Source organism: Kribbella capetownensis (assembly GCF_004331485.1).
GTDB lineage: Bacteria > Actinomycetota > Actinomycetes > Propionibacteriales > Kribbellaceae > Kribbella > Kribbella capetownensis.
This window is the reverse complement of record NZ_SJKD01000002.1, coordinates 558573-583011: the sequence shown is the minus strand read 5'-3', so window position 1 is coordinate 583011 and position 24439 is coordinate 558573. Positions and strand designations below refer to the sequence as shown.

Sequence of the window (24439 nt, the reverse complement as noted above, 5' to 3'; positions counted from 1 at the left end):
TCACGAGGCCGTTGTGTGGGCGTGGGTGGGTGAGGTGGTTGCCCACCGGCGAGGGATGGCTCGCAGCTGCGCGGCGACGTACACCGCGGAGAGCCCGACCAGGCCGTACACGATCCGGGTCAGCGCGTTGGTCTCCCCGAAGTCCATGCCGAACACGGCCGCGACCAGATCGAATCGGGCGAGCGCGACCAGGCCCCAGTTCAGGCCACCGACCACGAGCAGTACTACTGCGACAAGATCCAACTTCTTCATGTTGTGCAACCTCCGTCTAGGTTTTGTCTAGACTGTAGGAGTCTCCGTGAGAGGTTGTCAAGAATCCGTCTAGGTTCTGTATGGTGAGGGCGTGGCCACGAACGAATCGCCCGCGGTACTGCGGATTGGTGAGCTGAGTCGCCGGCTCGGCGTCAGCGATCACGTGCTGCGCGCCTGGGAGCGGCGGTACGGCCTGCTCCAGCCGGTGCGGTCAGCCGGTGGATTCCGGCTGTACTCCGAGGCCGATCTTCACCGGGTCCAGCGGATGCAGGACCACCTTGCTCGGGGATTGTCCGCGGCCGAAGCCGCCCGCGCCGCCATCGGCGAGGCGCGGACGGCCGAGCCCTCCGAGCGTGGAGAACGGCCGAGTGAGGTCGGTCTCGAAGGACTTGCCGACGGCGCACGGACGCTGGCTGTAGCACTGGACGAGTTCGACGAACCGGCCGCGCAGGCCGTCATCGATCACCTGCTGAGCATGTTGACCGTCGAGGCCGTCATTCGCGACGTACTGATGCCGTATCTGGGCGAGCTCGGGGAGCGCTGGGCGCGCGGCTCCGTGAGCGTCGTACAGGAACACTTTGCGTCCAACGTCATCCGCGGCCGGTTGGCCGGCCTCGGGCGTGGATGGGGACACGGCCACGGGCCACGGGCTCTGCTCGCCTGCTTACCTGGGGAGCAGCACGAGCTGGCGTTGCTCGCGTTCGGCGTGGTACTCAACCGCAACGGCTGGCGGATCACCTACCTCGGCGCAAACACCCCGCTGGACGACGTGACCCAGGCCACGACCGCAGTGCCGCCGGATCTGATCGTGCTGGCCGCGACCGCGCCGGAGCGGTTCGACGGCCTGACCGAGCAACTGTCCAGGCTGGCTCAGGTCGCGCCACTCGCGATCGCGGGTGCCGGTACGAGCCAGGAGATCGCAGATGCCATCGGAGCCCGGCTGCTGACCGAAGACCCGGTCACCGCCGCGGAGCGCATGCCAGGGGCCACCCGCTCCCGTTCATCGGCGTAACTGCAGACGCCCCCCAAGCCGGTCGCGCCCGTGCTAGGAGCACCTTCTGGTACGGCGAAGCGCGCTCGAGTGATGTTGGTAGTCTGTGGGCAGTTCGCATGATCAGGTCATGACCGAGGCTGGGCAGCGCCCGGGAGTGTTCATGCTCGTCGTGTTCGTGAGGTGTGCGGCGTCCGTTCCTGGAGCGACGGCGCCATGACGGCGATCGTGCGCGGAATTGCCTGGCTCGGGGTGTTCGTCGGGATCTGCGTGGCACCTTTGGTGTTCGCACTGATGAGCACGAGTCAACCGGGGCAAGGTTTCTGGACCGATTTCTCCGTCGCTCTCGGCTTCGTCGGCCTGGCCCTGATGGGGATCGAGTTCGCGCTGGTGGCGCGGGTCAGGTCTCTGGCGGAGCCCTTCGGCACGGACGCGGTGATCGATTTCCACCGGCAGATCGGATACACGGGCCTCATCTTTGTGGTGATCCACGTGGCGCTGTCCGCCGATTGGAGCGAGGCCAACCCGTTCACACCGAGCGATACTCCCGCGAGGGTCTGGTTCGGCGGGATCGCGGCGGCCGCGTTGCTCGTCCTGGTAGCCAGCTCGGTATGGCGTCGCCGGCTACGACTGTCGTACGAGGTGTGGCAGGGCCTGCACGCAGTACTGGCGGTGATCGCGGTTGTCGCGGCGTTGGTTCACGTCCTGCTGGTGAACTACTACGTCGACAGCCTGTGGAAGCAGGTCTTGTGGTCGATCATGTCCGCGGCGTTCCTCTGGCTGCTCGTCTGGGTGCGCCTGCTTCGTCCACTGCGACTACGCCGCCGGCCTTGGATGGTCGACCGAGTCGCACCGGACCGCGAGAGTACGACGATCCTTACTCTGCGCCCCGACGGCCACGACGGCCTGCGCTTCGAACCCGGTCAGTTCGCGTGGATCACGGTCGGCAGATCGCCTTTCTCGATCACGTCCCACCCGTTCTCGTTCTGCTCGAGCGCCGAGCGGGAGGGCAGCCTCGACGTCGCAATCAAGGCTGCCGGCGACTTCACCTCCAGCATCGCGTCCGTCGAGCCGGGGACCGTGGTCTACGTGGACGGACCGCATGGGGTGTTCTCGATCGACCAGTACGAAGGCGCCGGTTTCTGCCTGATCGCCGGTGGCGTCGGGATCGCCCCCGCCCTGAGCATGCTCGAAACCCTCGCCGATCGTGGCGACGTCCGGCCTGTTGTCCTGTTCGCGGGCAACCGGGCCTGGGACACCATCATCTTGCGCGATCGAGTCGACCAACTTGCCACTCGGCTGAATCTGGCAGTGGTGCACGTGCTCGAGGTGCCGCCGCCGAACTGGGATGGAGAGATCGGTTACATCGAGGCTGACATCTTCGCCCGCCATCTACCCACGGGATTCCGGCGATTCCAGTACTTCGCCTGCGGCCCGACCCCGATGCTCGCCGCCGTGGAGACGGCGCTGGTCGGTATCGGTGCGCCCGCCGACCGCATTCACACCGAAAAGTTCGACTGGGTCTGAAGGGAGCTCCTGTGCGCCATGTCTATCTGACCCGCATAGCGGTGGTCACGAGTGTGCTCCTGCTCCTCGCCTGCCTGGCCTTCGCTCTCGTCCAGAACTGAAGGCACCCCAGCGCCGTCATCCAGCGAGTGGCGGAGGTGCGGCCGGCCGCACCTCCACTCGGCCCTCGCCGTGGGATCAGACGTGGTACGAAGTCACGGCAAGGAGAGTCTCACGGTGCTGGATCAGCTTGTTCGCTTCATGGGGACAGCCAGCGTTGGTAGGACTTGGATTCGTCGAGACCGGGGACCGCATCACCGGGCAGGGGGTGGCTGAACACGAGGCGGGCGCACGCTCCTGACGCTGGCCGGATGCCAACTGCTGTGGGCCTGCCTACTCCGTGGTGGTGGTCATCGGCAGGGCGCCGCCCTCGGCGGCCTCACGCTCGTCCTTGTCGGGCAGTCCGCGCACCGCTCCGATGATGGCCACAGCGATCGCGGCCCCGATCACCGGACCTGCGACATAGACCCACCAGCCCGTGTAGTCGTTGCCGACGATATCGGGTCCGAGAGTGCGGGCCGGGTTCATCGACGCGCCGCTGATCGGGCTGGCGAACAAGCCGAGCAGGGCGACCGTCGAGCCAACCGCGATCGCCGCGTTGTGGCCGATGCTGCGGCCTCCGGTCGCCGTGTTGAGGATAATGCTGGCCAAGATCGCGGTCAGGACGGTTTCCATCACCAGCGACTTCCACTCCCCACCGGGAGTGTTGATCGGGTAGTTCCCGCCTGCGCTGGCGTTGACGAACATCAACTGCAGGAACAGTGCGGCACAGATCGCCCCGGCCATCTGGACCACCCAGTACGGCAGCACCCACTTGGTGGGAAACACTCCCCGGGCGGAGAAGGCGAGAGTCACCGCGGGGTTGATGTGGAGTCCCGACAGCGGGCCCCAGGCGTAGATCATGGCCATGACCACCGCCCCGGGCGCGATCACCGCCGCGGTCCTGCTGATCGGCTCGTTGCCCACATACTGGTTGATCACCCCTGATCCGGCCGCCACTGTCACCAGGACGAAGGTGCCCAGGAACTCGATGATCAGCCGGATCCACAACGGCCGTTGCCGCAGCGTGTCTTCCTCGAATCGGATGAAGTACCGGCGCCCGAGTGATGCTCTGTGCTCGGCATCGGGATCGATCGCGGGTTCTGCCATGGCGCGTAACCCTCTCCTTCTCGGCCGCCCGGGCTGGATCGCCCGGGGTTCGGTGGTCAGATGTCGGTGGTCGCTTGGGCTCGACCGTCTTCGACGGCGCGCTGGAACGCGGTGTAGTCGCGTTCGTTCTGGTCGGCGTAGGTTTCCGCGAAGTCGGCGATTGCGTGGTCGAAGGCGTCCGATCGGCCGAGGTAGGCGGCCAGGGCGACGCGGTCGCCGGAGCGAGCATGAGCGCGGGCCAAGGTCCGGCCGCAGACACGGGCATAGACGACCATGCCCGAGGGGGCACTCTGTTCGATCGGGACGGAGAACTTCCAGTCCTTGAGTTGGCGGACGTAATAGTCGCGGTCCACTCCGTCCGGGCTCGGCATGTGGGTCCAGCCGAGGAAGATGTCGCTTTCGGCCTGCATCAGGTGCTGTCCAGCGACCACGCGCTCGCCCTGGTTGGTGTACTTGCTGCGTCCGCAGTACTCGGCCAGAACCGATGGCTGTGCCTCCTTGGCCTGGAGGAACACCGGTTCGACTCCGTCCCCGCTGTCCATCAGCACGATCCAGGCGCGAGTGCCGACGCTGCCCACGCCGACGACCTTGCGAGCCGCCTGGACCAGCGTGAACTGTTCGAGCATGTGCCGCCGGTCCGATTGAAGGGTGCGCCGGTACTTGCCCAGTACCGCGCGGATCTGCTCATACACCGCACTGGCCTGCACGTCGGGGAAGACTTCCTCGACAGGAACGACCATCGGGGGGTCACTGATGATTCGCCGGCGGCCCTCGACGACCCTGGTCAACTTGCGCAACGCCTGGGTGCTGTCGCGGGTGTGGGCCTTGGCCAGCATCTTCTCCGTGGCCTCGAACCCTTTGGCCTTCATCTGGGACCGGAACTGCCAGATGGCCTCTTCGATGTCCAGGTGTGCGTACCACACCTCCAGGAATGTCTGCTCCGCGAACCCGCGCATCGCCTTCCGGTACGCCTTCACCGCCGCGAGGACGATCTTGCGGCGGTGCTTGGCTCGGAACCCGTTGTCCCGTCCCGCTACTGCCAGGCTCGCCGCCAGCCGTTTGACGTCCCATTCGAACGGGCCGGGCAGCGTCTCGTCGAAGTCGTTGACGTCAAAGACCAGCTCTCGCTCCGGAGAGGCGTACGCACCGAAATTGGACAGATGTGCATCTCCGCACAGCTGCACCTGCAGCCCCGACGCAGGCGTCGTGGCCAAGTCAGCCGCCATCGGCAAAGCAGCCCCGCGGTAGAACGTGAACGCCGACAGCAGCATGCGCCCGTGCCGGATCGGCACCAGCTCCGGCACCCGCGACTTCGACTGCTCCAGCAACAACCCCACCGGATCCCGCGACCCGTCGGCCTGGAACTCCGCATGCGACTCCCGCGGAGTGACCCTGCGGGCGTCCTTCCCCAGCGCGACCCGGTCCGCACGGCTCGACTGCTCGTGTGTCCCGGCCCGCTTCGAATCTCTTCGGAACGCCCGCGTGGCAGGGTCCGCCAAGCTGCCGCTCCCAGTCGTCACTGTCATAGCTCCCCCTTCCGCCCATGCCGCCGAGAAGGCCCGAACCAGATCGAACGGGCCGTGGAGTTCTTGGACCAGCAAGAGCGACGGGCACGCAGCGTGCCCGGAGGCCTGGGGACCGGTGGGGGCGACATCGTCTCCAGGACCACGCTCCTACCCTGAAGCCGGGAGGGAACGCGCGACATCACCCCTGCCGGGTGACGCTTGCCTGCCGGCGGATGCAACCAACTTCGGGCTTGTTGGCGTGTCTAACCCGGGATCGAGGATGGGAGAACAGATGAGTGATCGGGACGCCGCGTTCCAGGTGTATTTCGCGGCACGTTCCGACGCCATGCGCGGCACGGCGTACCTGCTGTGTGGCGACTGGCATCGCGCGGAAGACCTGGTCCAGCAGACGTTCACGAAGATCTACCTGGTGTGGCACCGGATCCAGCGGCACGAGGCCATGGACAGCTACACCAGGCAGACACTCGTACGTACGTTCCTGTCCGAGCGGCGCCGGGGGTGGTTCCGGCACGAGTCGGTCGGGCCCCTACCGACCGATCAGGCGGCGCCGTCGGGCGACCGCGCCGACGAACGGCTCGTGTTGCTGGAGGCACTCGCGAAGGTGCCGCCGAGGCAACGCGCCGTCCTGGTCCTGCGGTACTGGGAGGACCTGTCCGTCGAGCAGACGGCCGCGATGCTCGACTGCTCGGCCGGAACTGTCAAGAGCCAGGCCGCGCGCGGGCTGGCGACACTGCGCGGTCTGCTGGAAGAGGAGAGGGTTCGATGAACGAAGAGGATCTCAACGAGGCATTCCATGACGTGATGGTGCGCAGCAGCCCGCCACCGTCGATGGATCCTGCGCGCGCTCTCGACCAGGCCCACCGGGCCCGCAAGCGGCGCAGGGTGGCGTGGGCCGCGATTGCCGTCGTACCACTGGTGGTTGGCGTCGGGGCCGGTCCCGCACTGGTCGCGAACTACACCGGTCACCGGTCGGCGGGCCCGATGGTGGCGAGCGGCACCGGCATGACGCAGCCAGTGTCTACGCCGACGCCGGTCTCCACCATGACGCCGACGAAGACGCCGTCGAATGTGCCGTCCACGCGGAAGACTGGTGATCCGTGGCCGGAGGGCCAGGTGGACCGCACGGCGACCGCGGGTCCTCGCGCCGCCCGGGCCGTGACGCTGATGCACGACCTGGGCTCGTCAGTACCGCCAGGGTTCAGCGAGCCGGACCTGAAGTACCCGGACGGCCACCCGATGAGATGGCCGCAGAGCCAGTATGCGTCCAACGACGGGGAGCGGGACTACTGGGAGTACAAGGCCTCCATCCCGGTGGAAACCGCCGGTCGGGTCGGCCGATTGCTGGTGCAGTCGACCACGCCCGACGGGAAACCGGCGATGGACCCCTGCAAGCTGGCGCGGAAGTTCTGGAGCGGGACCGGTAGCTGCGCCATCGTGGACGTCGGCGGAAAGAAGGTCGGCGTGGTGACCACGAACGGGCGCGGCAGTTACGACCAGTGGGCCGCCTACCGGTACGGCGACGGCACCGTCGTGTATTTCGCGCAGTCCAAGAAGTTCGACCGTTCGGGGCGATCGCCGCTGACGCAACCGGTATTCACCGCCCGCCAGCTGGCCGAGCTGGTGACCTCGGCGAAGTTCAAGATCAGCACCTGATCAGGACACCAGCACCACGCTCCCGGCGGAGCGAAGAGCGTAGGCAGCCGGCCGACCAGGAAACGCTGGTCGGCCGGCTGTGTGCTGCCGGGCGTTCGTTGGGAACAGGCCGGCTAGAGCTCGGTGTCGTAGCCGACCAGTTCGATCAGCGCTGTCCGGAGGGCCTCCAGTCGATCCTCGCCTAACTGGCCGGCCCAGGCGCGCTCGACCGTGCCCCCGGCCTTGTGGGACTTCGGTCGGATCGCAAGGCCGGACTCGGTGAGTACGACGAGCCACGCGCGCCGATCGTTGGGGTCCGGACGGCGCTCGACCAGGCCGGCCGCGATCAACTGCTCGACGCTCTGGGCCATGGTCTGCTTGCGCACGTTGGCTTTGGTGGCGAGCGCCTGGACGCTGACGCCCTCAGGCGGCACGAACGGAATCACCCGCGCGTGTGCCGCGGTGAGGCCGCGAACGCCGAGCTTCTCGAGTTCCGCGTCCATCTCCGTGGACCAGCGCTGGTTCGCCAGGCGCAGCAGCAATCCGATCATCGGTTGAGGATGCCCAGGCATATAGACAGTCTCCTGTCTTTTGACTACGGTGTGGACAGTTACCTGTCTATCTTAGGAAGGACCATGACGGTGAACGCACCGACACTCCCATTCGGCACCGCGATGGCGCTGGCCGAGCGCAACCTGCGCGGTCCACTGACCCGGATTCTCACCGAGGAAGACCTCGAGCCCGGCGCGTGGTTCACGCTCAACGCCCTCGGTCTGCGTGGCATTGTCCCGACGACCACTGTCAAAGAGCTGCTGTCCACCAGCGGGTACGACGAGCCGAGGGCCGACGCGCTGCTCCCGCGCCTCGCCGCAGGCGGACTCATCGAGGACCGCGACGGACTACTCCAGCTCTCCCCCGCAGGATCCGAGCGCTACACGTCCGTCCGTGACCGGATCGCCACGGCTGCCGGTCGGGTGTTCAGCCTCTTCGACGCGACCCAGGTCGAGACAGCCCGCGCCCTTCTTCAACAGCTCGCCGAGACCGACCCAGCGACGATCAACGCGGTCGCATTCGCCGAGGCACCAGCGTGACCAGCCAGCACCAGCCCGGTCCGGCGACCCCATTTACTGGCGGGCCATGGCTGCGCGGAGTTCGCTTTCGGTGTCGGTGATGAGGTCGCCGGAGACGTCGATGGTGACGGTGCGGAGGGTGCCGGTGAAGCGGAACGGGGACGGGTAGTCCGGGGTCACCGGGGAGCCGGGATTGGCGCCGCAGGTCAGGGCGCCGGGGTTGAGGATGAAGGGTGTGGTCACTGGTGCCTCGGCGTCGGCGACGAGGGTGCCGTCGACGTAGAGCTGCATCAGTCCTGGTGTTCCGCGGCCGTTGGCCATATCCGGTTTTCCGGTCGGCTCGAACTCGAAACGCAGCTTGTGCGGACCGGCAGGAAGCACGTCCGGTGTCGACACCTTGTACAGGCCGCGGCCGACGTAGTTGTGCACGTAATGCAGCTTGCGATCCTTGATGAACAGCGAGTATCCGCCGGCCGCCGTGCCCTGGCTCAGCAGGACTCCTTCGGCGCCGTCCTCGGGCAGGTCCACATCGGCGGTGATGCTGTGCGGCCGGTTCAGCACCCGCGGGCCGGCGCTGAACGGGATCGACTGGGTGTCAGGACGGTAGACGTAGGAGTCCCGCGGTACGGCGGCCTGCGGCTTCTCGACGAGGAGCCGCGCGACGCCGCTTCCGTCCACGGGGAGTACGCCGTACTTGCCTGCCTCGGCGTACCACATGCCGATGAGTGCGATGAGCTTGTCGCGGTGCTCGCTCGCGACGTCATGGTTCTCGGCGAAGTCCTCGGCCACGTGGTACAGCTCCCAGCCCGTCGCGTCGAGCTCGGTGAGCTTGTCCGCCGAGATGGGTTGGCCGAAACCTGCTCCGGCCTCGGTGAACGAAGGGCCGGGCCACGGGCAGACAGCTCGCCAACCGTCGTGGTAGATCGAGCGGTGACCGAGCATTTCGAAGTACTGCGTGTGGCGCTTGGTCGGTGCGTCCGCGTCGTCGAACGTGTGCGCGAAGCTCACCCCCTGCAGCGGCGACTGCGTGATGCCCCGGATCGTGGCCGGCGGCTCGAGGCCGAGCGCATCGAGGACGGTGGGCACCATGTCGATGATGTGCGCGTACTGCGTTCGTACTTCGCCCCGGGCCCGGATGCCCTGGAGCCAACTGACGATGAACGGGTCGGAGCTCCCGCCACGGTAGGTCTCGCGCTTCCACCGGCGGAACGGCGTGTTTCCGGCCCACGTCCAGCCCCACGGATAGTGGTTGAAGTGCTTGGGACCGCCGATCTCGTCGATGACCGCGAGGCTGTCCTCGAGCGACTCCTGCGCGTTGTTGAAGAACTGTGCCTCGTTGGTGGTACCGGTCGGGCCGCCCTCGGCACTGGCGCCGTTGTCGGAGATCACCATGACGATGGTGTTGTCGAGCTCGCCCTGCTCGCGGAGGAACTCCAGCAGCCGGCCCAGGTGGTGGTCGGCATGGCTGAGGAAGCCGGCGAAGACCTCCATCATCCGGCTGTACAGGCGCCGAGCGGGTTCAGGCAGGGACTCCCAGTCGGGTACGTCGGGATCGTGACGAGACAGCTCCGCGTCTTCGGGGACGATCCCCAGCGCCTTCTGCTCGGCGAACACCCGCTCCCGGTACGCGTCCCAGCCGTCGTCGAACTGGCCGGCGTACCTGTCGGCCCACTCCTTCGGGGCGTGGTGCGGCGCGTGGGTCGCGCCGAAGCACAGATGCAGGTAGAAGGGCTTGTCCGGATCGACCTGCTTCGCGTCGACGACGAACTGGATCGACCGGTCCACCAGGTCCTCGGTGAGGTGGTAGCCCTGCTCCGGCGTCGCCGGCGGCTCGACCTGGTGGTTGTCGTACACCAGGTCGGGGTACCACTGGCTGGTGTCGCCGCCGAGGAAGCCGTAGAACCGCTCGAAGCCGCGCGACAGCGGCCAACGGTCGTACGGTCCGGCGGCAGTCTCCTGGTTGCTCGGAGTGAGGTGCCACTTGCCGACCATGAACGTGTTGTATCCCTGCCCGAGCAGCATCTCCGAGAGGAACCCGTTCTCGAACGGGACCACGCCGTTGTACCCGGGATAGCCGGTGGCGAACTCGGTGATGCACGCCATCCCGTTGCTGTGGTGGTTGCGTCCGGAGACGATGCACGAACGGCTCGGCGAGCACAGCGCCGTGGTGTGCATGTTGTTGTAGCGCAGCCCGCCGGCGGCCAGACTGTCGAAGTTCGGCGTCGCGATCGGGCTGCCGTAACAGCTCAGCTGGCCGAAGCCGGTGTCGTCGAGTACGACCATCAGCACGTTGGGTGCACCTGGCGCGGCACGCGTGGGCTTCGGCCACGCGGGCGTCGATTCGTCCGCCGTCCTGCCGATCGTGCCGGTGAATCCGCTACCGGCTTCGTACTCGTTCAGCGCCATCGGTCGCCCCCTCGCATGAATGTCCAACCACCCCAGCCGAACGCCGCACGCGTCACATCCCCCGCGTGGGGTGATTCTGCCGCGGTTGGCCGATGGGTACTTGATGGCTACTTCCGCCCGATCGTTCGAAGGAGCACTCAATGTTCGCGATCATCGCCGCTGTGATCTTTGGGCTGGCACTCATCCTGGACTGGGCCGACGCCAGTGTGAGTGATGCGTTCACGCCACAGACGCTGCTGATGGCCGGCCTGCTGTGCATCGCGCTGCACCTCGCCGGTGTCGGGGCCGGGCGTCGGTGGGGACGCCGCTGACCGTCGTACCGCTGGCGCCGCGGTGAACGATCATCCGGCCGGGACGATGTGGCCGGGCGCCTCGTCCACGGATAGTGAGGCATGACCGACTCGCGGCGCCCAGCGGCCGCAGCACGCACGGCTGAGCGGCCGGCGGGCGGTCCACCGGCGATGGACCCGACCGCGGTCATCCGTTCGAAGCCGTACGTTGCGGCGCTGTTGCTCGCCGCGATCCTCGGTATTCCGATCTCGGCCATCGCGTACGGTTTCCTGGCTCTGGTCAGCACGATCCAGCAGGCCGTGTTCGACGATCTTCCGCAGCAGATCTTCAGCGGCGGTACACCCGCGTGGTGGCCGGTGCCCTGGTTGGTGCTGTGCGGATTGCTGACCGGGTTGACCGTTCGGTATCTGCCCGGCAACGGAGGGCACTCACCCGCGTTCGGGTTCAAGACCGGTGGAGGTCCGGCGGCTGACAAGGAGCTGTTCGGCATCATCCTGGCTGCCTTGGCCACACTCAGTTTCGGCGCCGTCCTCGGGCCTGAGGCTCCCCTCATTGCCATCGGTGGCGGCCTCGCGGCGCTCACCGTCCATCTGGTCAAGAAGGACGCGCCACCGATGGCGCTCACGATCATGGCGTCGGCCGGCAGCTTCGCGGCGATCAGCACGCTGCTCGGCTCCCCCGTGCTCGGTGCGTTCCTGATCATGGAGGTCGCCGGCATCGGAGGCGCGACGCTGAGCTTGATCGCGCTGCCGGGTCTGCTGGCCTCCGGCGTCGGCGCTCTGGTCTTCGTCGGTCTGGACAACTGGACGGGACTCGGCAGCTTCTCGCTGGCCCTCCCGTCGGTGCCGCCGGCTGTGGATCCGACGCTGGCCACGATGGCCTGGGCTCTGGCGATGGGAGCGGCTGGGGCCTTGCTGGGCTGGGTGATCCGCTCGATCGGGCTGTCGCTGCGTCCGGTCGTACACCTGAATCGGGTCTTGGTGACGGCGGCTCTCGGCCTTCTCATCGGCCTGATCGCCATGGCCTACCAGCTGATCTCCGGCAACAGTTTCACTCAGGTGCTGTTCTCCGGCCAGGACGCGCTGCCCGCGCTCGTCAAAGGCGCCACAGACTATTCGGTCGGGGTGCTGATCCTGCTCGGCGTTTGCAAGTTGCTCGCGTACGGCCTCTCGCTGAGCGCGTTCCGGGGCGGGCCGGTCTTCCCCTCCATGTTCATCGGTGCCGTACTGGGGATCGCCGCGGCGGGCCTGCCCGGCATGAGCCTGGCGCCGGCGATCGGGATGGGGATCGGAGCGATGTGTGCCGCGATGCTGCGGTTGCCGTTGACCTCCACCCTGCTGGCCACCCTGCTGCTCGGCACCGACGGCATATCGGTGACGCCACAGGTCATCGTCGCCGTAGCCGTCGCCTTCGTCCTCACCAACGTGCTCCCCGAACCGGCCGGACACCAAGACTAGGGTCGATCCGGTCGGCCAGGCGTTGCTGGCGCTGGGCGGCGGTGCGGAGGAGGGCTCCGGCCCGGGCGCGGATCTCAACGCCGGTGCGGGGTTCGTCGGTAACGACCGGGGCGTTGGGCAGCGCCGACTGGGCCAGGGTGCGGGTGTTCTCGACGGCGGTGTTGCCGGGGATGAAGATCGTCATGTCCGGGTGCTCCCTTCGAGTTCGAGCACCTTCAACGGTATGAGGGTGGCTCGACGCATTGAAGGTGAGACGAACGGCGTCGGACCGCCTCGACCACCACGATCAAAGGCGTTCTCGTACGTCGACCTTGCGGATGCACCAAGGTGGTCAGGAACTACCGGACTCCCGCCAGGCGACCTCGGCGAAGCTCAACAGCCGTTGCGGAGTCATCCGCAACCACGCCGTCGCCCATTCCACGCTGCCGCCGTCGTTGCGGCGCCGCGTCAGCTCCCACACTTCGTCCGGAACAGTGGCCAGCACCTCAGCCGGCCCCTCCGTGAGCACCCCGGTCGAACGACTCTTCCTGCAACTGTCCCAACCAGGCCGCGACCTCGGGATCCTCCACCCGCCGGAGCTTAGCGGGCGAGGTAGGCGTAGTAGTTGCAGGCGGCGAAGAAGGTGCCGTCGGCGGCGGAACGGCGTTGGTGCGCGAGCCACTCGTCGACCTGGGCTGCGGGCAGGAGGCCCTGCGTGGCGATCAGCGGCGCGTAGGTCTCGGCCAGGTTGAGCATGAACGTGCTCGTGCCGATCTCCGCGTACACGTTCGCCTGCGTGACAAGGAGTCGGAGTCCGGCCTGCGGCAGCAGGCGCGGGAGCTCGCGCATGACTCGGGACGAGCTCATGATCATCGCCTCCAGCGCGCCTTCGACAGCCTTGCCGAGGTCCCGATCAGCGCAGTCGAAGGTGAGGGACGCGTAGTCGCCGTCGAAGACGGCAACGATGCCGTCGGGGCGAATGACGCGCGCCATCTGCTTGAGTACCGCGAGTGGATCGCGGACGTGGCTGACGAGAGTGTGGGCGATGGCGGCGTCGAAACTCGCGCTCGGCAGGTCGAGCTTGTGCGCGTCACCGACCGCGAACTCCACTCGGTCGCCAACGCCTTCGTTCGCCGCGAGCCTCTGCGCGACCGCGATGAAATCCCGGCTCTGATCGACCCCCGTCACTGTGCCGGCGAATCCATCGCGCGAGGCGATCGCGCGGGACACGACGCCCGTACCGCACCCGACTTCGACGACCCTGGCCGTCGGCGGCAGGTCCATCGCGTCGACGTACGCCTCGCGGTAGGCCACGAACGTCGGATCCTTGCCGCGAAGCTCGAGCCGTTCGATGAAGCGCTCGACTGTCGCGGCGTCCTGCTCGTTGACGAACTGCATCGCATCCCGAACCTGCTGCTGTGTAGTCATCGCCCCTCCCCGGCCTGGCTCGTCCCGCCTCCGATGCTGGCCCTCAGCCGAGGCCCGCACCATCGGGAGGTCCGTCCTACTTCCCGGCCACCGACGTCCTATCCCGGGCGCATACTCGAACTAGACATGGAGCCAGGACCGGCGTGGCCGAGGTTCGTGGGGCGGGCCGACGCGCTGCAACGCCTCGATGCGACGCTCGCGGCCGCGGCACGCGCTCGTGGCTCCACTGTGCTGGTCGAGGGTGAAGCCGGCATCGGCAAAACCCGACTCGTGTCCGAGCTGGGCGGTCGGGCGCAGCGGGCGGGTGCAACCGTACTGCGGGGACGCTGCATCGATCTCGTCGGTAGCGGCATGTCCTATCTCCCCCTCGTCGAGGCGCTGTGGCCGCTGCGGGGATCACCGGCCGTCTCTGGTTGCTCGCTGCCGGAGTTGTCGCGGCTCGTCCCGGAGCTGACGGAGCCGCAGACGCCTGCAGCTTTCGGTGGTCCTGACTCGCGGCTCCGGCTGTTCGAGGAGACGCTCACCCTGCTCGAGCACCTCGGCGCCGAAGCGCCGGTCGTCCTGGTCGTCGAGGATCTGCACTGGGCCGACCGATCAACGCTGGATCTCGTGTCCTTCCTTGCACATGCGGCGCGTGAGCGGAGGCTGCTGCTGGTCGCGACGTACCGCAGCGACGAGCTCGCGCCGGACAGCTCCCTGCGACGCCTCGTCGGGGAACTCTTGCGCGCGCGGGCGGCGACTGCGCTGGCGTTGGAGCCGCTGGAGCGTGATGAGGTTGCACAACTGCTCGCGGGGACCGCGCCGGTCCCGGTGGAGCTGGCGAACGAGATCTACGAACGCTCGCAGGGGAATCCGTTCTTCGCCGAGGAGCTCCTAGCGGCTGCAGTCCGTGGCGAGCAGACGCTTCCCCGGGTACTTCGCGACGTACTGCTGCAGCGACTCGACGGCCTCGACGGTGAGAGCCGCGCGCTCCTCCGCATCGCCGCCGTCGCTGGCCGTGACGTCCCGTACCGGCTCCTCGCCGCGGTCGCAGGCTTGCCCGAGGAACGACTCGTCGAGGCACTGCGCGAGACAGTCGAGTACGACGTACTCGTGCCTGATCAGACGGCGAGCTCCTTCCGGTTCCGGCACTCGCTTCTGGCCGAGGCCGTCTATGCGACTCTCCTGCCGGGCGAGCGGGAGGAACTGCACGAGCGTCTCGCGCGTGCGCTGCGCGCGGAGCCCGGTCTCGCCGCTGGTCCGACAGCGGCTGAGTTGGCGCTCCACTGGTCGGCGGCCGGGAGGCCTGTGGAGGCACTCCGATCGTCGATCGACGCAGCGCTCGCCGTCTCCGGGCCGGCGGAGGCACTCCAGCACTTCGACCGCGCGCTCGAGCTGTGGGAGCAGGTCGACGATCCCGAGTCCGCGGCCGGGCACGACCTCGGCGCGGTACTGGCCCGGACGGCCGAGGTCGCGTACTTCGCCGGCGCCGGCCAACGGGCTCCGGAGCTCCTGCAACAGGCGATCTCGCTGGCTGATGACGACGCGGAACTCGGGCTGATGTACGAACGGCTCGGCACCTACCTCCTCCCGATCGGCGATCGGGACGGCGCCCGGGCAGCGTTCGAACGGGCGGTCGAGCTCGTTCCGGAGCAGCCGCCCTCGCCGGAGCGAGCCCGCGTCCTGTCGGCACTCGCCAACGCGCTGAGCCTGTCCTGGCGGCCGGTCGAGTCGCGCGCCGTCTGTGAGCAGGCGTTGGCGGTCGCCGCTGCGATCGGCGACGACCTACCTGCCCTGCGGGCGCTCGCGATCCTCGGTCTGGACCTTCAATTCCTCGGACGCGGAGACGAGGGCATCGAATGCCTCCTGGACACCCGCCGGCGCGCGCTGGCGCATGGCGCGGTGGTCGAGGAGCTGCGAACGTACGTGTTGCTCTCGGACGTGCACCTGATCGGCGGACGGCTGCGCGAGGCGGCCGAGGACGCGCTCGAGGGTGTCGCCAAGTCTCGCCGGTACGGGTACGAGCGAAGCAGCGGCATGGTGATCGCGTCCAACGCGGCAGAGGCGCTCCTCGGTTTGGGCGACTGGGCTCGCGCCGAGGAGATGCTCGACGCGGCGCTCCACCTGACCAGCAGCTTTCGGCCTGAGGGCGTGCACATGATCCGCGCCGAGCTGGGGCTCAGGCGTGGCGAGCTTGCCGTCGCCCATCAGCACCTGGAAGCGGCCGGGCAGGCGGTGCTCGAGCCGCAGTTGACGGCGGCGTACTCCTGCCTCGTCGCGGAGCTCGCCTTGTGGGAGCGGCGGCCCGAGGACGCGGCGAGTGTGCTCGATGCCGCGCTGCGGCTCGATGCGACGGGCGACGTGACGATCCGCGAGCCGAGGCTTTGCGCTCTCGCCATCCAAGCCGAGACGGACCGTGCGCAGCTTGCGGCGATCCGCCGCGACACAGCGGCTGTCGAGGATGTGCGCCGTCGCGCGCAGCAGCTGCTCGAACGCGCCCGCCACTCGGCTGCCGAGGTGGCCGCGGTGACACTGGACGCGGCCGGCTGGCTCGCCGTCGCCGAAGCCGAGCACTCCCGCGTTGAGGGCTGCTCCCAACCCGCGCTGTGGGCGGCGGCGAGCACAGCCTGGGATCAGCTGGAGCGCCCGTACCCTGCCGCCTACTGCCGCTGGCGGCACGCCGAGGCGCTCGTCGCCGCCGGCGCTTCGCGAGCGGAGGCGGCAGTCCCCGCCCGCGAAGCACACCTGGTTGCGAGCAGGCTCGGCGCGCGGCCGCTGCTGAACGAGCTCGAGGTGCTCGCGCAGCTGGCTCACCTCGACCTCGCGGATCACCCCGCGCTCAGCGGTCAGGACGACGTCCTCGGTCTCACGGCGCGCGAACGCGACGTACTGCGGTTGCTTGCCCGCGGCAACACAAATCGGGAGATCGCGGCCGAGCTCACGATCAGCATCAAGACCACCAGCATTCACGTCTCACACATCCTGCGCAAGCTAGGCGTCTCGAGTCGCGTCGAAGCAGCGCGGATCGCTCACCAACTGGTTGCCTCGCCCGAAGACTGACCGCTCAGCTCGTGCCGGTGACGTCGAGGATGAAGCGTTGTGCGGGACTCAGCCGCTTGTACGTCTCGACCCGCAGGTACGCCTGCTGGTCGAGCTGCTGCGGCAGGTGACGCAACGCGAAGTAGGAGTGCATCGCCCTGCGCGGCTTGTCGGTACGGTTCAGGGTGCCGCCGTGCCACAGGTGGCTGTTGAAGACCACGACCGTCCCGGCCTTGCCGGCCAGCTGGATCTGCTCGGGGTGCTCGTCGCCTGGGTTGGCCATCTCGTCGCCAGGCATGGTCCCGCGCCGATGTGACCCGGGTACGACGCGCGTCGCGCCGTTCTCCGGTGTGAAGTCGTCAAGCAACCAGATCGAGTTGCACACCTCGTACGCGCCAGGCTCGACCGGGTGGCCGAAGTCGGCGTGCAGACCCTGGTGTCCCTGACCCGGAAGCGCCGCGCGGCTGTTGAGGGACGACAACCTGAACTCGCCGAGCACGTGCCGCATCGCGGCCAGAACGCGCGGGTGGCTGAAGCACACCTCGAACCGCGGGTCCTTGTTGACGAGGTCGGCGAGCCGATCGGTGCCCTGCTCCTGATGGACTTCCAGGCCCGCCCGGTCGCCCTCGGCGGCGGTCAGTTCCGCCATCCGCTTGGTGAGCCCGGACACCTCCTCCGGCGTGAGGATTCCCTCCAGCGGGAGGAATCCGTCGCGGTCGAGCTGATCCTTCTCGCCGTGCGTGAGTATGTCGTCGGTCACGCCGAGGTCGCGCAGTGCGGTCGCCATATCCATCCAAGCACTCCTTCACAGATGCACGAATCGATGCCAGCATCGATGCGACGTCCAAAGAAAACAATGCAGAAGGCGACAGCGGTTATGCACAAATCGCTTCGATTGCTCGGCGCCGGCGTACACACCGCCGGGCCGGGCAAGGACTACCCGTCGCACGCGCACACCTCGTGGGAGCTGGTGTACTACGTGCGCGGGCGGATCACCTGCCCGATCGGCGACGAGACGTACGCCGCCACGCCGGGGACCGTGCTGCTCACTCCACCGCGGACATGGCACGCCGAGCTCAGCCGCACCGGCTACGCCAACCGCTTTCTGCAGGTCGACGCGGCTCCACGCTGGCCTTGGCCACGCGTCTGCTTCGACGACGGCGACCGCAACCTCGGACGGGTCTTCGACTCGCTCGTACGCGAGAGCACGCAGCCCACCACCGACAGCGACCAGCTCTGCTCGTTGCTGCTCGGCGAACTCGACCTGCTACTGCGCCGCGCGGCGCAGGCGCCGGTGACCGCGGCAGAGCAACTCGTCGCGCAGGCCGAGCGGATCTTCGAGGAACGCTTCGCCTCGGGAGTCCGGATCGCCTCGGTCGCCGCCGAACTCGGCATCTCGCCGTCTGGGCTGCGGGCATCCTTCGCGCGGCTGCGTGGCACGAGCCCGAGTACGGCGCTGCAGCACGTGCGGCTGCGACACGCTCTCAGCCACATCCGCAACTCCACGTTGCCGCTGCAGGCGATCGCAGACCTGACCGGCTACGACTCGGTCAGCCACCTCAGCCGCCACATCAAGGCCGCGACCGGTTCGGCCCCGGGCGCACTCCGCACCGCCGACTAGGTCATGCTTTCCGGGTGGGGCGGAACCGATATCTGGCGATCGGGCAGAAGCAGGCGTGAACCGAATAGAGACGGCGGCCTTCTCCCGCGAACGCCTGCCACCCGAACCGGAGCCACCGCCAGAAGCTGCCCTGAGGACCGATTCGGTCGGCCGGCGTACGGACGCCCAACTCGTGTCCGCCAGCCAGGAGGACTTCGCCCTGCTGTTCGATCGGCATGCCGTCGCGATCCACCGGTACGTCGCCCGTCGGCTCGGCACCACCGAAGCTGACGACCTGGTCGGGCAGACGTTCCTGATCGCCTTCGAACGCCGGCACAGCTACCACGAGTCCTCGGCAGGCGCGCTGCCCTGGCTCTACGGCATCGCCACCAACCTGATCCATCGACGACGGCGCGACGAGATCCGCCAGTACCGCGCCTACTCGCGCTCGGATCCCGGTGGATCGTTCGACGGCGCGGACATGCTCTCAGCGGAGGTCGCCGCCCGGGTCGACGCGCAGTCGGCCTCGCGCGCTCTGGCCGGAGTACTGGCCGGTCTGCGGCAAGCCGACCGCGACATCCTGCTGCTCTTCGCGTGGGAAGACCTCAGCTACCCCGAGATCGCCGACGCCCTCGACATCCCGATCGGGACGGTCCGGTCCCGACTGCACCGAGCCCGCCGCGCCCTGCGCACAGCACTCGGCCCCGACTTCCAGGAGAACCCTGATGAATGAGATCGACCTGCTCAAGCGGGTACGCGACGACGTACCCCCGGCGGACCCAGTCGCACTGGCCCGCGCCCGTCAGCGTGTGCTGACCCCCTCTCCCGTACGCCGCTTCGTCGGCCGGCGCCGGGTGCTGGTTGCCGGCGCAGTGGCCGCGACGCTGGCCGTCGGCTTCCTGGTGAACGACGTGGTCATCAAGGACGGCGCCACGAAGCCCGGCGCGGTCGCTGACGCGAGCACCTTCCTGGCCAACGCCGCCGAACTCACCAACGCCAACCCGGACGCGCCGATCCCGCCGGGGCAGTACCGCCAGGTCACCCAGCGAAGCCAGGGAACGTGGAGATTCGGGCCTCACAACTCGTACGTCGGCACCCGCCTCGACGTGAGCAACTGGTGGATCTCAGCCGACCAGAAGCCGCCGTACACTGCGACCTCGGTGCTCAGTGCCAAGAAGGAGTTCTCCAGCCCAGCGGCCAGAACGCTATGGAACAAGCTCGACCCGTTGAACATCAAGCCCGAGATGATCAAGTCACCGTACGTCTGCGGGGTGGGCACGAACGGTGGCTACCTCATGCTCCAGAAGAAGGACGGGAAGAACATCTGCACCCCCAGTTGGTTGATGCCTTCTCCCGATTTTCTCGCCCGGCTGCCGCGGGACCCCGACAAACTGCTGACGGCGCTACGCCATGATGGCACCCCGACGAAAACCCGGGGGCAAACTCCCGAGTCGTTGAACCTCGAGGCGTTCGACCGGGTCGCCACCGTCCTGGCCTCTGGCATCGCACCCGCCGACCTGCGTGCCGCCCTGTACCAGGCAGCCCGCAAGATTCCCGGCATTCAACTCCAGGCCGACGCGGTAAACCTCGATGGGAAGAGCGGACTTGCGATCGGCCTGGTCGAGTTCCTGGGCGTTCGCAAGGATCTCATCATCGACCCTGGGACCGGTCAGTTCCTCGGCCTTCGCGAAGTCGCCACCGTCACCGGCCCCCTGAACGGCGACGGCGACCCGCAGGCGCTGGTGCGTGGCGACGTCGTCAGCTGGACCTCCGTCAGCAGCCGCATCACCCCGAACCGCCCCGTAGTTCGCTGACTCACCAGCCGGCTCGGCAGCCTCGCTGCCGAGCCAGCTGCGTTGGTCAGCTGTGCGTGGGTCAGCCGCCGAACATGTCGCGGAGGGCTGCTTCCTGTTCGGTGGAGAGGTTGGACTGGACGAGGCGGGCTGCCTTCTGGAGGCCGGTTGCTTCGAAGGTTTCCTGGACCTTGTCCAGGACTGCTTCGCTCGACATCAGGAACAGGGCTGAGGTGCCAGGGGTGATCTGGTCGCGGGTGGACTTGATGAAGTCGTCGTCGATGCCTACGTCGGCGAGCGAACCTGCGATGGCGCCTGATGCGGCTCCGATGGCGGCGCCCGCGAACGGCATCAGGAAGATCATTCCGAAGAGCATGCCCCAGAACATGCCGCCGATCGCACCAGCGCCGGTCAGACTGCGCAACTGCCGGGTCTTCGGCCGCTTCGCCTCCGGCTGCCACGACACCGACGCGGCGTCATGCACCCTGATCAGCCCCTGCTTGGCCAACCCCTCCAACGTCGCGATCGCCTGGTTGGCGCCGTCCCAGGTCGAGAACTTCCAGACTGTCAGTGTCGACATCGCGCGTCTCCCTCGACTGCTCCATCGTGCCCAGCCTCCCGCCGCACCACCCCGATCACCTCACCCCAGTCGGGTGACATCACCTCTCCGAGTACGCCGGTCAGCCGAGAGGTTTGACCATCAGCAGGCACGGGTTGCCCGGCCAGAGAGCTGAGGTTTCTTCGAGCGGAAGGAAGCCGGCGGAGCGGTAGAACGCGCGGGTCCTGGCGTAGTTGAGGTCGGGATGGCTTGGGCCCAACGTCTTCACCTGCAGGATCTGGCAGGCGTCGAGACGTAAGTCCGAAACGAGCTTCCCGATCATCGCGGTGCCGATGCCTCGACGGTGCCACGCAGGCGAGATCGCCATCAGGTGGATCTCGGCCGCCTCGGGAAAATGCCGGTGGTGCAGCAGGATGCCGACAGTCTCGTCTCCGGCACGGGCGATGAGGGCGGGGAACTCGCGCGCCGATTTCACGTAGGCATCATTTGCTTCTGCCATACCGAACCAGGCGGGCAGCTGACTCAGGAGCCGCGCGGTACTGCTCGCCCGTTCGTCCGCTTCCACCGCCGCCGAGATCGTCACGTCCATCACTCTCGAAGGCTCGCAGAACCGCGAGGCAGCGTCACCCGGATTCCAGGCGACGGGCGGACCTGAGGGGCGGTTACGCTCGCGGGATGTTGGTTGAGCCGGTGCAGTTGGAGTGGGGACCCGAGACGTGGGATGCGTGGCGGCCTGAGGAGATTTCGAAGCTGCTGGCGGGAGTGGACGCGCGCTGGTGTGTAGTCGGTGGGTGGGCACTGGATTTGTTCCGGGGTCACCAGACACGGGCTCATGAGGATTTGGAGATCGCTACGCCGCTGTGGGATTTCGACGTACTGCGGGAGCGGTTGTCGGCGTACGAGTTCTTCGTGGCGGGGCGGGAAGGGTTCTGGCCTGTCGACGGTGCCGGTGGGGCGTACTTCGAGTACCAGCAGACGATGGTGCGTGACCCGGCGAACGGGAAGTGGCGCGTTGACGTGATGCGCTGCCCGGACAACCGCGCGCACTGGATCTGCGCCCTCGACCGCGCAATTCACCGGCCGTACGACGAATCGATCGCCCACACGCCAGACGGCATTCCATACCTCCGGCCAGAGCTCGTGCTCCTGTTCAAGGGCCTGCAGACCCGCCCGAAGGATCAAGCAGACTTCGAAGCCACCGCACCACTGCTCGATGCAGGCGCGCGCAGTTGGCTCGCGAGTGCCTTGACAGAGACCAAAGGCAGCGATCACCCCTGGATCACGTCGCTGGATTGACCTCAGCTGGGCCCTGCGTGGGCCGGACGCCGGTGATGGTGCCGTCGGAGGTGGTGGTGTAGAGGCTCTTGGACAGGTCTACCAGAACGAGTGGATTGCCGAACGGGTCTTGGACCACGGCGACTCGGCCGACAGGGATGTCCAAAGGGCCGGTCACGACCGCGCCGCCGTGGTCGGTGATGGTGGCGATGGCTGTGGGTACGTCGTCGACCAGCCAGTTGGGTTCGTACGGACTGGTTGTGGTCAGCACCAATTCGCTGTCGCCATCCGGGAGTTCGAGGCCGGCTTGGCCCAGGTCGTCGTTCCGCCAGAGCAGCCGGTGGCCGAGGGCCTCGACGTAGAAGGCGAGGCCCTCGTCCAGGCTCGGCACCGGGACCTGTACGGCGTCGACTCGTCGCAGGAGTCCGTCATCGGGCATACCCCAGCATCCGTCACGCGGCCGGAATGCTCACGCCGAACAGGCGCAGATGAACCAGAGTGAACCTCAGAGCGCCCCGGAGATCGCCTTCTTGCGTAGATCGGAACGGTAAGCCTCGAGCGCGATCAGCTCACCGAACATCTTGTTGTAGTCGTCGGGTCGATCGATCGGGTTCGTCCGCTGCAGCTTCGACTTCAGATCCTGGATCCGCCGAGCACACGTCAACTCCTGCAGCCGAGCCAGCAGCGCCAACGCATACGCCTCGTCCGGCTCGCGGCCCAGCCGCAGCGGGTCGACGGCAAGGGCACTGACCACCGCGGCAGCCGGATCGTTGCCAATGGCATCGCGTACGGCGACCACCCACGCCTCAGCCGCGGGCGCGGCCGACGGCCCACCGGCCTTCGCCATGGCGGCCCGCACCGCGGCCAGCCACGGATGGGTGAAGTCGTGATCGTCCAACTCGTCGAATGCGACCCCGACCAGTGCGGGATGCTGCATCGCGATCTTCAGCACGTCCCACTCGATCACGAACCGCTGATCCCGCGGCGACGGGATATCGACGCGCGGCGGCGGCGCCGCGACCTCAGGCTGGCCCATCGGAGTACGGCGGTCTGCAACCAGCTCCGGACCTCGCGACGCAGCGCGATAGACCTCAGACCGGACCTGGTCGACCTCCATGCCGAGCTGGCCCGCGAGCTCGCGAGTGAACGAGTCAACCTTCGACCGGTCGCGGATGCTGATCACCAGCTTCGCGGCCTCGCGCAGCGCGTCGATCCGGGTGTCCGCGCGGTCCAGGTCGTACTTCGACAGGACGTTGGTCAGCACGAACCGGTACAGCGGCACGCGCCGGCCGATCAGCTCCCGGACCGCGGCGTCGCCCTTCTGCAGTCGCACGTCGCATGGGTCCAGCCCGTCCGGCTCGACCGCGACATACGTCTGCGAAGCGAAGGCCTGATCGCCTGCGAACGCCTTCAGCGCCGCCCGTTGGCCGGCCTCGTCACCGTCGAAGGTGAAGATCACCTCGCCGCGGAACTGGTCGTGATCCAGCAGCAGCTGCCGCAGCACCCGGGCATGGTCGTCGCCGAACGACGTCCCGCAGGTGGCGACCGCCGTCTGTACCCCGGCCAGGTGACAGGCCATCACGTCGGTGTAGCCCTCGACGACCACGGCCTGACGGCCCTTGGCGATCTCACGCCGGGCGAGGTCGACGCCGTACAGGACCTTGGACTTCTTGTAGATCGGGGTCTCGGGCGTGTTCAGGTACTTCGCTTCGATCCGGTCGTCGTCGAACAGACGACGGGCACCGAATCCGATCACATCCGACGATGCGTCCCGGATCGGCCACATCAGCCGGCCGCGGAACCGGTCGTACAGTCCGCGCTGGCCGTCGGCGGACAGCCCGGACGCGACCAGCTCGGCGTTGGTGAACCCGCGGCCACGCAAGTGCGCCGTCAGCGCCTCACCACCGCGCGGCGAGAACCCGACCCCGAAGTACACGGCCGCGTCCTTGTCGAACCCACGCTGGTCCAGGAACTGCCGCCCGGCCGCCGCGTCGGACGCACCGAACAGCTGCTCCACGAAGTACTCCGCGGCGACCTTGTGCGCCTCGACGAGCCGCGGCCGCTGGTTCCCCGGGCCGCGCTGCATCGGGGCGCCGGAGTCGTCGTACCGGAGCTGGATGCCGACCTTCGAGGCCAGCGTCTCGACCGCTTCGCTGAAGGTGATCTGATCGATCTTCTGGATGAAGTCGATGACGTCGCCGCCCTCTTGGCAGCCGAAGCAGTAGAAGAACCCGCGGGCCGGGGTGACGTTGAACGACGGCGACTTCTCGTCGTGGAACGGGCACAAACCCTTCAGCGAACCACCGCCGGCGTTCTTCAAGGTCACGTACGAGCCGACGATGTCGTCGATCCGGGCGCGCTCGCGCACCAGCGCGATGTCCTCGTCCTTGATCCGGCCTGCCACCCCGTGAGTCTACGATCATCGGCAAGCACTCCCGGCCACGGGA

Annotated in this window: 25 protein-coding genes; 12 read left to right on the top strand and 13 right to left on the bottom strand. The window is 67.7% G+C overall.

Features of this window, described 5'->3' with window-relative positions:
• A complete protein-coding gene (locus E0H75_RS13085) occupies window positions 1-252 on the bottom strand; it encodes a DUF378 domain-containing protein (RefSeq protein WP_131513764.1) in 252 nt (83 codons plus the stop codon).
• A gap of 91 nt (window positions 253-343) precedes the next feature.
• On the opposite strand from E0H75_RS13085, the gene E0H75_RS13080 reads away from it, so the two are divergent.
• Together E0H75_RS13080 and E0H75_RS13075 are read left to right on the top strand one after the other, a co-directional pair.
• The gene (locus E0H75_RS13080) at window positions 344-1264 is read left to right on the top strand and encodes a MerR family transcriptional regulator (protein ID WP_131513763.1); all 921 of its coding nucleotides are present in this window, start codon (window positions 344-346) and stop codon (window positions 1262-1264) included.
• Window positions 1265-1459: 195 nt separating this feature from the next.
• The gene (locus E0H75_RS13075) at window positions 1460-2770 is read left to right on the top strand and encodes a ferredoxin reductase family protein (protein WP_131513762.1); all 1311 of its coding nucleotides are present in this window, start codon (window positions 1460-1462) and stop codon (window positions 2768-2770) included.
• A gap of 372 nt (window positions 2771-3142) precedes the next feature.
• On the opposite strand, the gene E0H75_RS13070 is transcribed toward E0H75_RS13075, so the two are convergent.
• Together E0H75_RS13070 and E0H75_RS13065 are read right to left on the bottom strand one after the other, a co-directional pair.
• Window positions 3143-3958, bottom strand: a complete 816-nt coding sequence (locus tag E0H75_RS13070; RefSeq protein WP_131513761.1) for an MIP/aquaporin family protein — start codon at window positions 3956-3958, stop codon at window positions 3143-3145.
• A gap of 56 nt (window positions 3959-4014) precedes the next feature.
• Window positions 4015-5484, bottom strand: a complete 1470-nt coding sequence (locus E0H75_RS13065) for a DUF2252 domain-containing protein (protein ID WP_131513760.1) — start codon at window positions 5482-5484, stop codon at window positions 4015-4017.
• Window positions 5485-5755: 271 nt separating this feature from the next.
• Here E0H75_RS13065 and E0H75_RS13060 point away from each other — a divergent pair, with 271 nt between their 5' ends.
• Together E0H75_RS13060 and E0H75_RS13055 are read left to right on the top strand one after the other, a co-directional pair.
• The gene (locus E0H75_RS13060; RefSeq protein ID WP_131513759.1) at window positions 5756-6250 is read left to right on the top strand and encodes a SigE family RNA polymerase sigma factor; all 495 of its coding nucleotides are present in this window, start codon (window positions 5756-5758) and stop codon (window positions 6248-6250) included.
• Window positions 6247-7137: a hypothetical protein gene (locus E0H75_RS13055; protein ID WP_131513758.1), complete on the top strand. Its 891-nt coding sequence runs from the start codon at window positions 6247-6249 to the stop codon at window positions 7135-7137. Before E0H75_RS13060 ends, E0H75_RS13055 begins: the two co-directional genes overlap by 4 nt.
• Before the next feature lie 113 nt (window positions 7138-7250).
• On the opposite strand, the gene E0H75_RS13050 is transcribed toward E0H75_RS13055, so the two are convergent.
• Window positions 7251-7667, bottom strand: coding sequence for a MarR family winged helix-turn-helix transcriptional regulator (locus E0H75_RS13050; protein ID WP_165553683.1), 417 nt, complete (start codon window positions 7665-7667; stop codon window positions 7251-7253).
• 90 nt (window positions 7668-7757) lie between these two features.
• Here E0H75_RS13050 and E0H75_RS13045 point away from each other — a divergent pair, with 90 nt between their 5' ends.
• The gene (locus E0H75_RS13045; RefSeq protein ID WP_131513756.1) at window positions 7758-8207 is read left to right on the top strand and encodes a MarR family winged helix-turn-helix transcriptional regulator; all 450 of its coding nucleotides are present in this window, start codon (window positions 7758-7760) and stop codon (window positions 8205-8207) included.
• A 33-nt stretch (window positions 8208-8240) separates the two neighbouring features.
• On the opposite strand, the gene E0H75_RS13040 is transcribed toward E0H75_RS13045, so the two are convergent.
• Window positions 8241-10592 carry an arylsulfatase gene (locus tag E0H75_RS13040; protein ID WP_131513755.1) on the bottom strand — a complete coding sequence of 784 codons (2352 nt, stop codon included), beginning with the start codon at window positions 10590-10592 and terminating at the stop codon, window positions 8241-8243.
• A 140-nt stretch (window positions 10593-10732) separates the two neighbouring features.
• Here E0H75_RS13040 and E0H75_RS43025 point away from each other — a divergent pair, with 140 nt between their 5' ends.
• Complete coding sequence (locus E0H75_RS43025) at window positions 10733-10903, top strand: hypothetical protein (protein ID WP_165553681.1); 171 nt, start codon at window positions 10733-10735, stop codon at window positions 10901-10903.
• Window positions 10904-10984: 81 nt separating this feature from the next.
• The gene (locus E0H75_RS13035) at window positions 10985-12340 is read left to right on the top strand and encodes a chloride channel protein (RefSeq protein WP_131513754.1); all 1356 of its coding nucleotides are present in this window, start codon (window positions 10985-10987) and stop codon (window positions 12338-12340) included.
• Here E0H75_RS13035 and E0H75_RS13030 read toward each other — a convergent pair.
• From E0H75_RS13030 to E0H75_RS13025, 3 genes are all read right to left on the bottom strand, one after another.
• Window positions 12300-12524 (bottom strand): hypothetical protein, encoded by a 225-nt coding sequence (locus E0H75_RS13030; RefSeq protein ID WP_131513753.1) that lies wholly within the window; start codon window positions 12522-12524, stop codon window positions 12300-12302. The genes E0H75_RS13035 and E0H75_RS13030 overlap by 41 nt on opposite strands.
• A 147-nt stretch (window positions 12525-12671) precedes the next feature.
• The gene (locus E0H75_RS43020) at window positions 12672-12848 is read right to left on the bottom strand and encodes a hypothetical protein (RefSeq protein WP_165553679.1); all 177 of its coding nucleotides are present in this window, start codon (window positions 12846-12848) and stop codon (window positions 12672-12674) included.
• Between the two features lie 71 nt (window positions 12849-12919).
• Window positions 12920-13747, bottom strand: a complete 828-nt coding sequence (locus E0H75_RS13025; RefSeq protein ID WP_165553677.1) for a methyltransferase domain-containing protein — start codon at window positions 13745-13747, stop codon at window positions 12920-12922.
• A 126-nt stretch (window positions 13748-13873) separates the two neighbouring features.
• On the opposite strand from E0H75_RS13025, the gene E0H75_RS44615 reads away from it, so the two are divergent.
• Window positions 13874-16786, top strand: coding sequence for a helix-turn-helix transcriptional regulator (locus E0H75_RS44615; protein ID WP_165553675.1), 2913 nt, complete (start codon window positions 13874-13876; stop codon window positions 16784-16786).
• Window positions 16787-16790: 4 nt separating this feature from the next.
• Here the strand turns inward: E0H75_RS44615 and E0H75_RS13015 are convergent, their stop codons facing one another.
• Window positions 16791-17558: a phytanoyl-CoA dioxygenase family protein gene (locus E0H75_RS13015; protein ID WP_131513750.1), complete on the bottom strand. Its 768-nt coding sequence runs from the start codon at window positions 17556-17558 to the stop codon at window positions 16791-16793.
• An 84-nt stretch (window positions 17559-17642) separates the two neighbouring features.
• Here E0H75_RS13015 and E0H75_RS13010 point away from each other — a divergent pair, with 84 nt between their 5' ends.
• Genes E0H75_RS13010 through E0H75_RS13000 form a run of 3 tightly spaced genes read left to right on the top strand, consistent with a single transcriptional unit; the run spans window position 17643 to window position 20179 of the window.
• Complete coding sequence (locus E0H75_RS13010) at window positions 17643-18386, top strand: helix-turn-helix transcriptional regulator (protein ID WP_165553673.1); 744 nt, start codon at window positions 17643-17645, stop codon at window positions 18384-18386.
• A 55-nt stretch (window positions 18387-18441) separates the two neighbouring features.
• Window positions 18442-19098 (top strand): RNA polymerase sigma factor, encoded by a 657-nt coding sequence (locus E0H75_RS13005; RefSeq protein WP_238162987.1) that lies wholly within the window; start codon window positions 18442-18444, stop codon window positions 19096-19098.
• On the top strand, window positions 19091-20179 hold the full coding sequence (locus E0H75_RS13000) for a CU044_5270 family protein (RefSeq protein ID WP_131513748.1): 1089 nt from the start codon (window positions 19091-19093) through the stop codon (window positions 20177-20179). The genes E0H75_RS13005 and E0H75_RS13000 overlap by 8 nt, the downstream gene beginning before the upstream one ends.
• A gap of 61 nt (window positions 20180-20240) precedes the next feature.
• On the opposite strand, the gene E0H75_RS12995 is transcribed toward E0H75_RS13000, so the two are convergent.
• A complete protein-coding gene (locus E0H75_RS12995; protein ID WP_131513747.1) occupies window positions 20241-20738 on the bottom strand; it encodes a DUF1269 domain-containing protein in 498 nt (165 codons plus the stop codon).
• Window positions 20739-20838: 100 nt separating this feature from the next.
• Window positions 20839-21306, bottom strand: coding sequence for a GNAT family N-acetyltransferase (locus tag E0H75_RS12990; protein WP_131514101.1), 468 nt, complete (start codon window positions 21304-21306; stop codon window positions 20839-20841).
• 86 nt (window positions 21307-21392) lie between these two features.
• Between E0H75_RS12990 and E0H75_RS12985 the strand changes: the two genes are divergently transcribed.
• Entirely contained in the window at window positions 21393-22013 is a 621-nt protein-coding gene (locus E0H75_RS12985; RefSeq protein ID WP_131513746.1) for a nucleotidyltransferase domain-containing protein, read from the top strand.
• Here E0H75_RS12985 and E0H75_RS12980 read toward each other — a convergent pair.
• On the bottom strand, window positions 21997-22431 hold the full coding sequence (locus tag E0H75_RS12980) for a VOC family protein (protein ID WP_131513745.1): 435 nt from the start codon (window positions 22429-22431) through the stop codon (window positions 21997-21999). The two genes, E0H75_RS12985 and E0H75_RS12980, sit on opposite strands and share 17 nt — an antisense overlap.
• Window positions 22432-22497: 66 nt before the next feature.
• The gene (gene dnaG, locus E0H75_RS12975; protein ID WP_131513744.1) at window positions 22498-24396 is read right to left on the bottom strand and encodes a DNA primase; all 1899 of its coding nucleotides are present in this window, start codon (window positions 24394-24396) and stop codon (window positions 22498-22500) included.
• Window positions 24397-24439 lie beyond the last annotated feature (43 nt).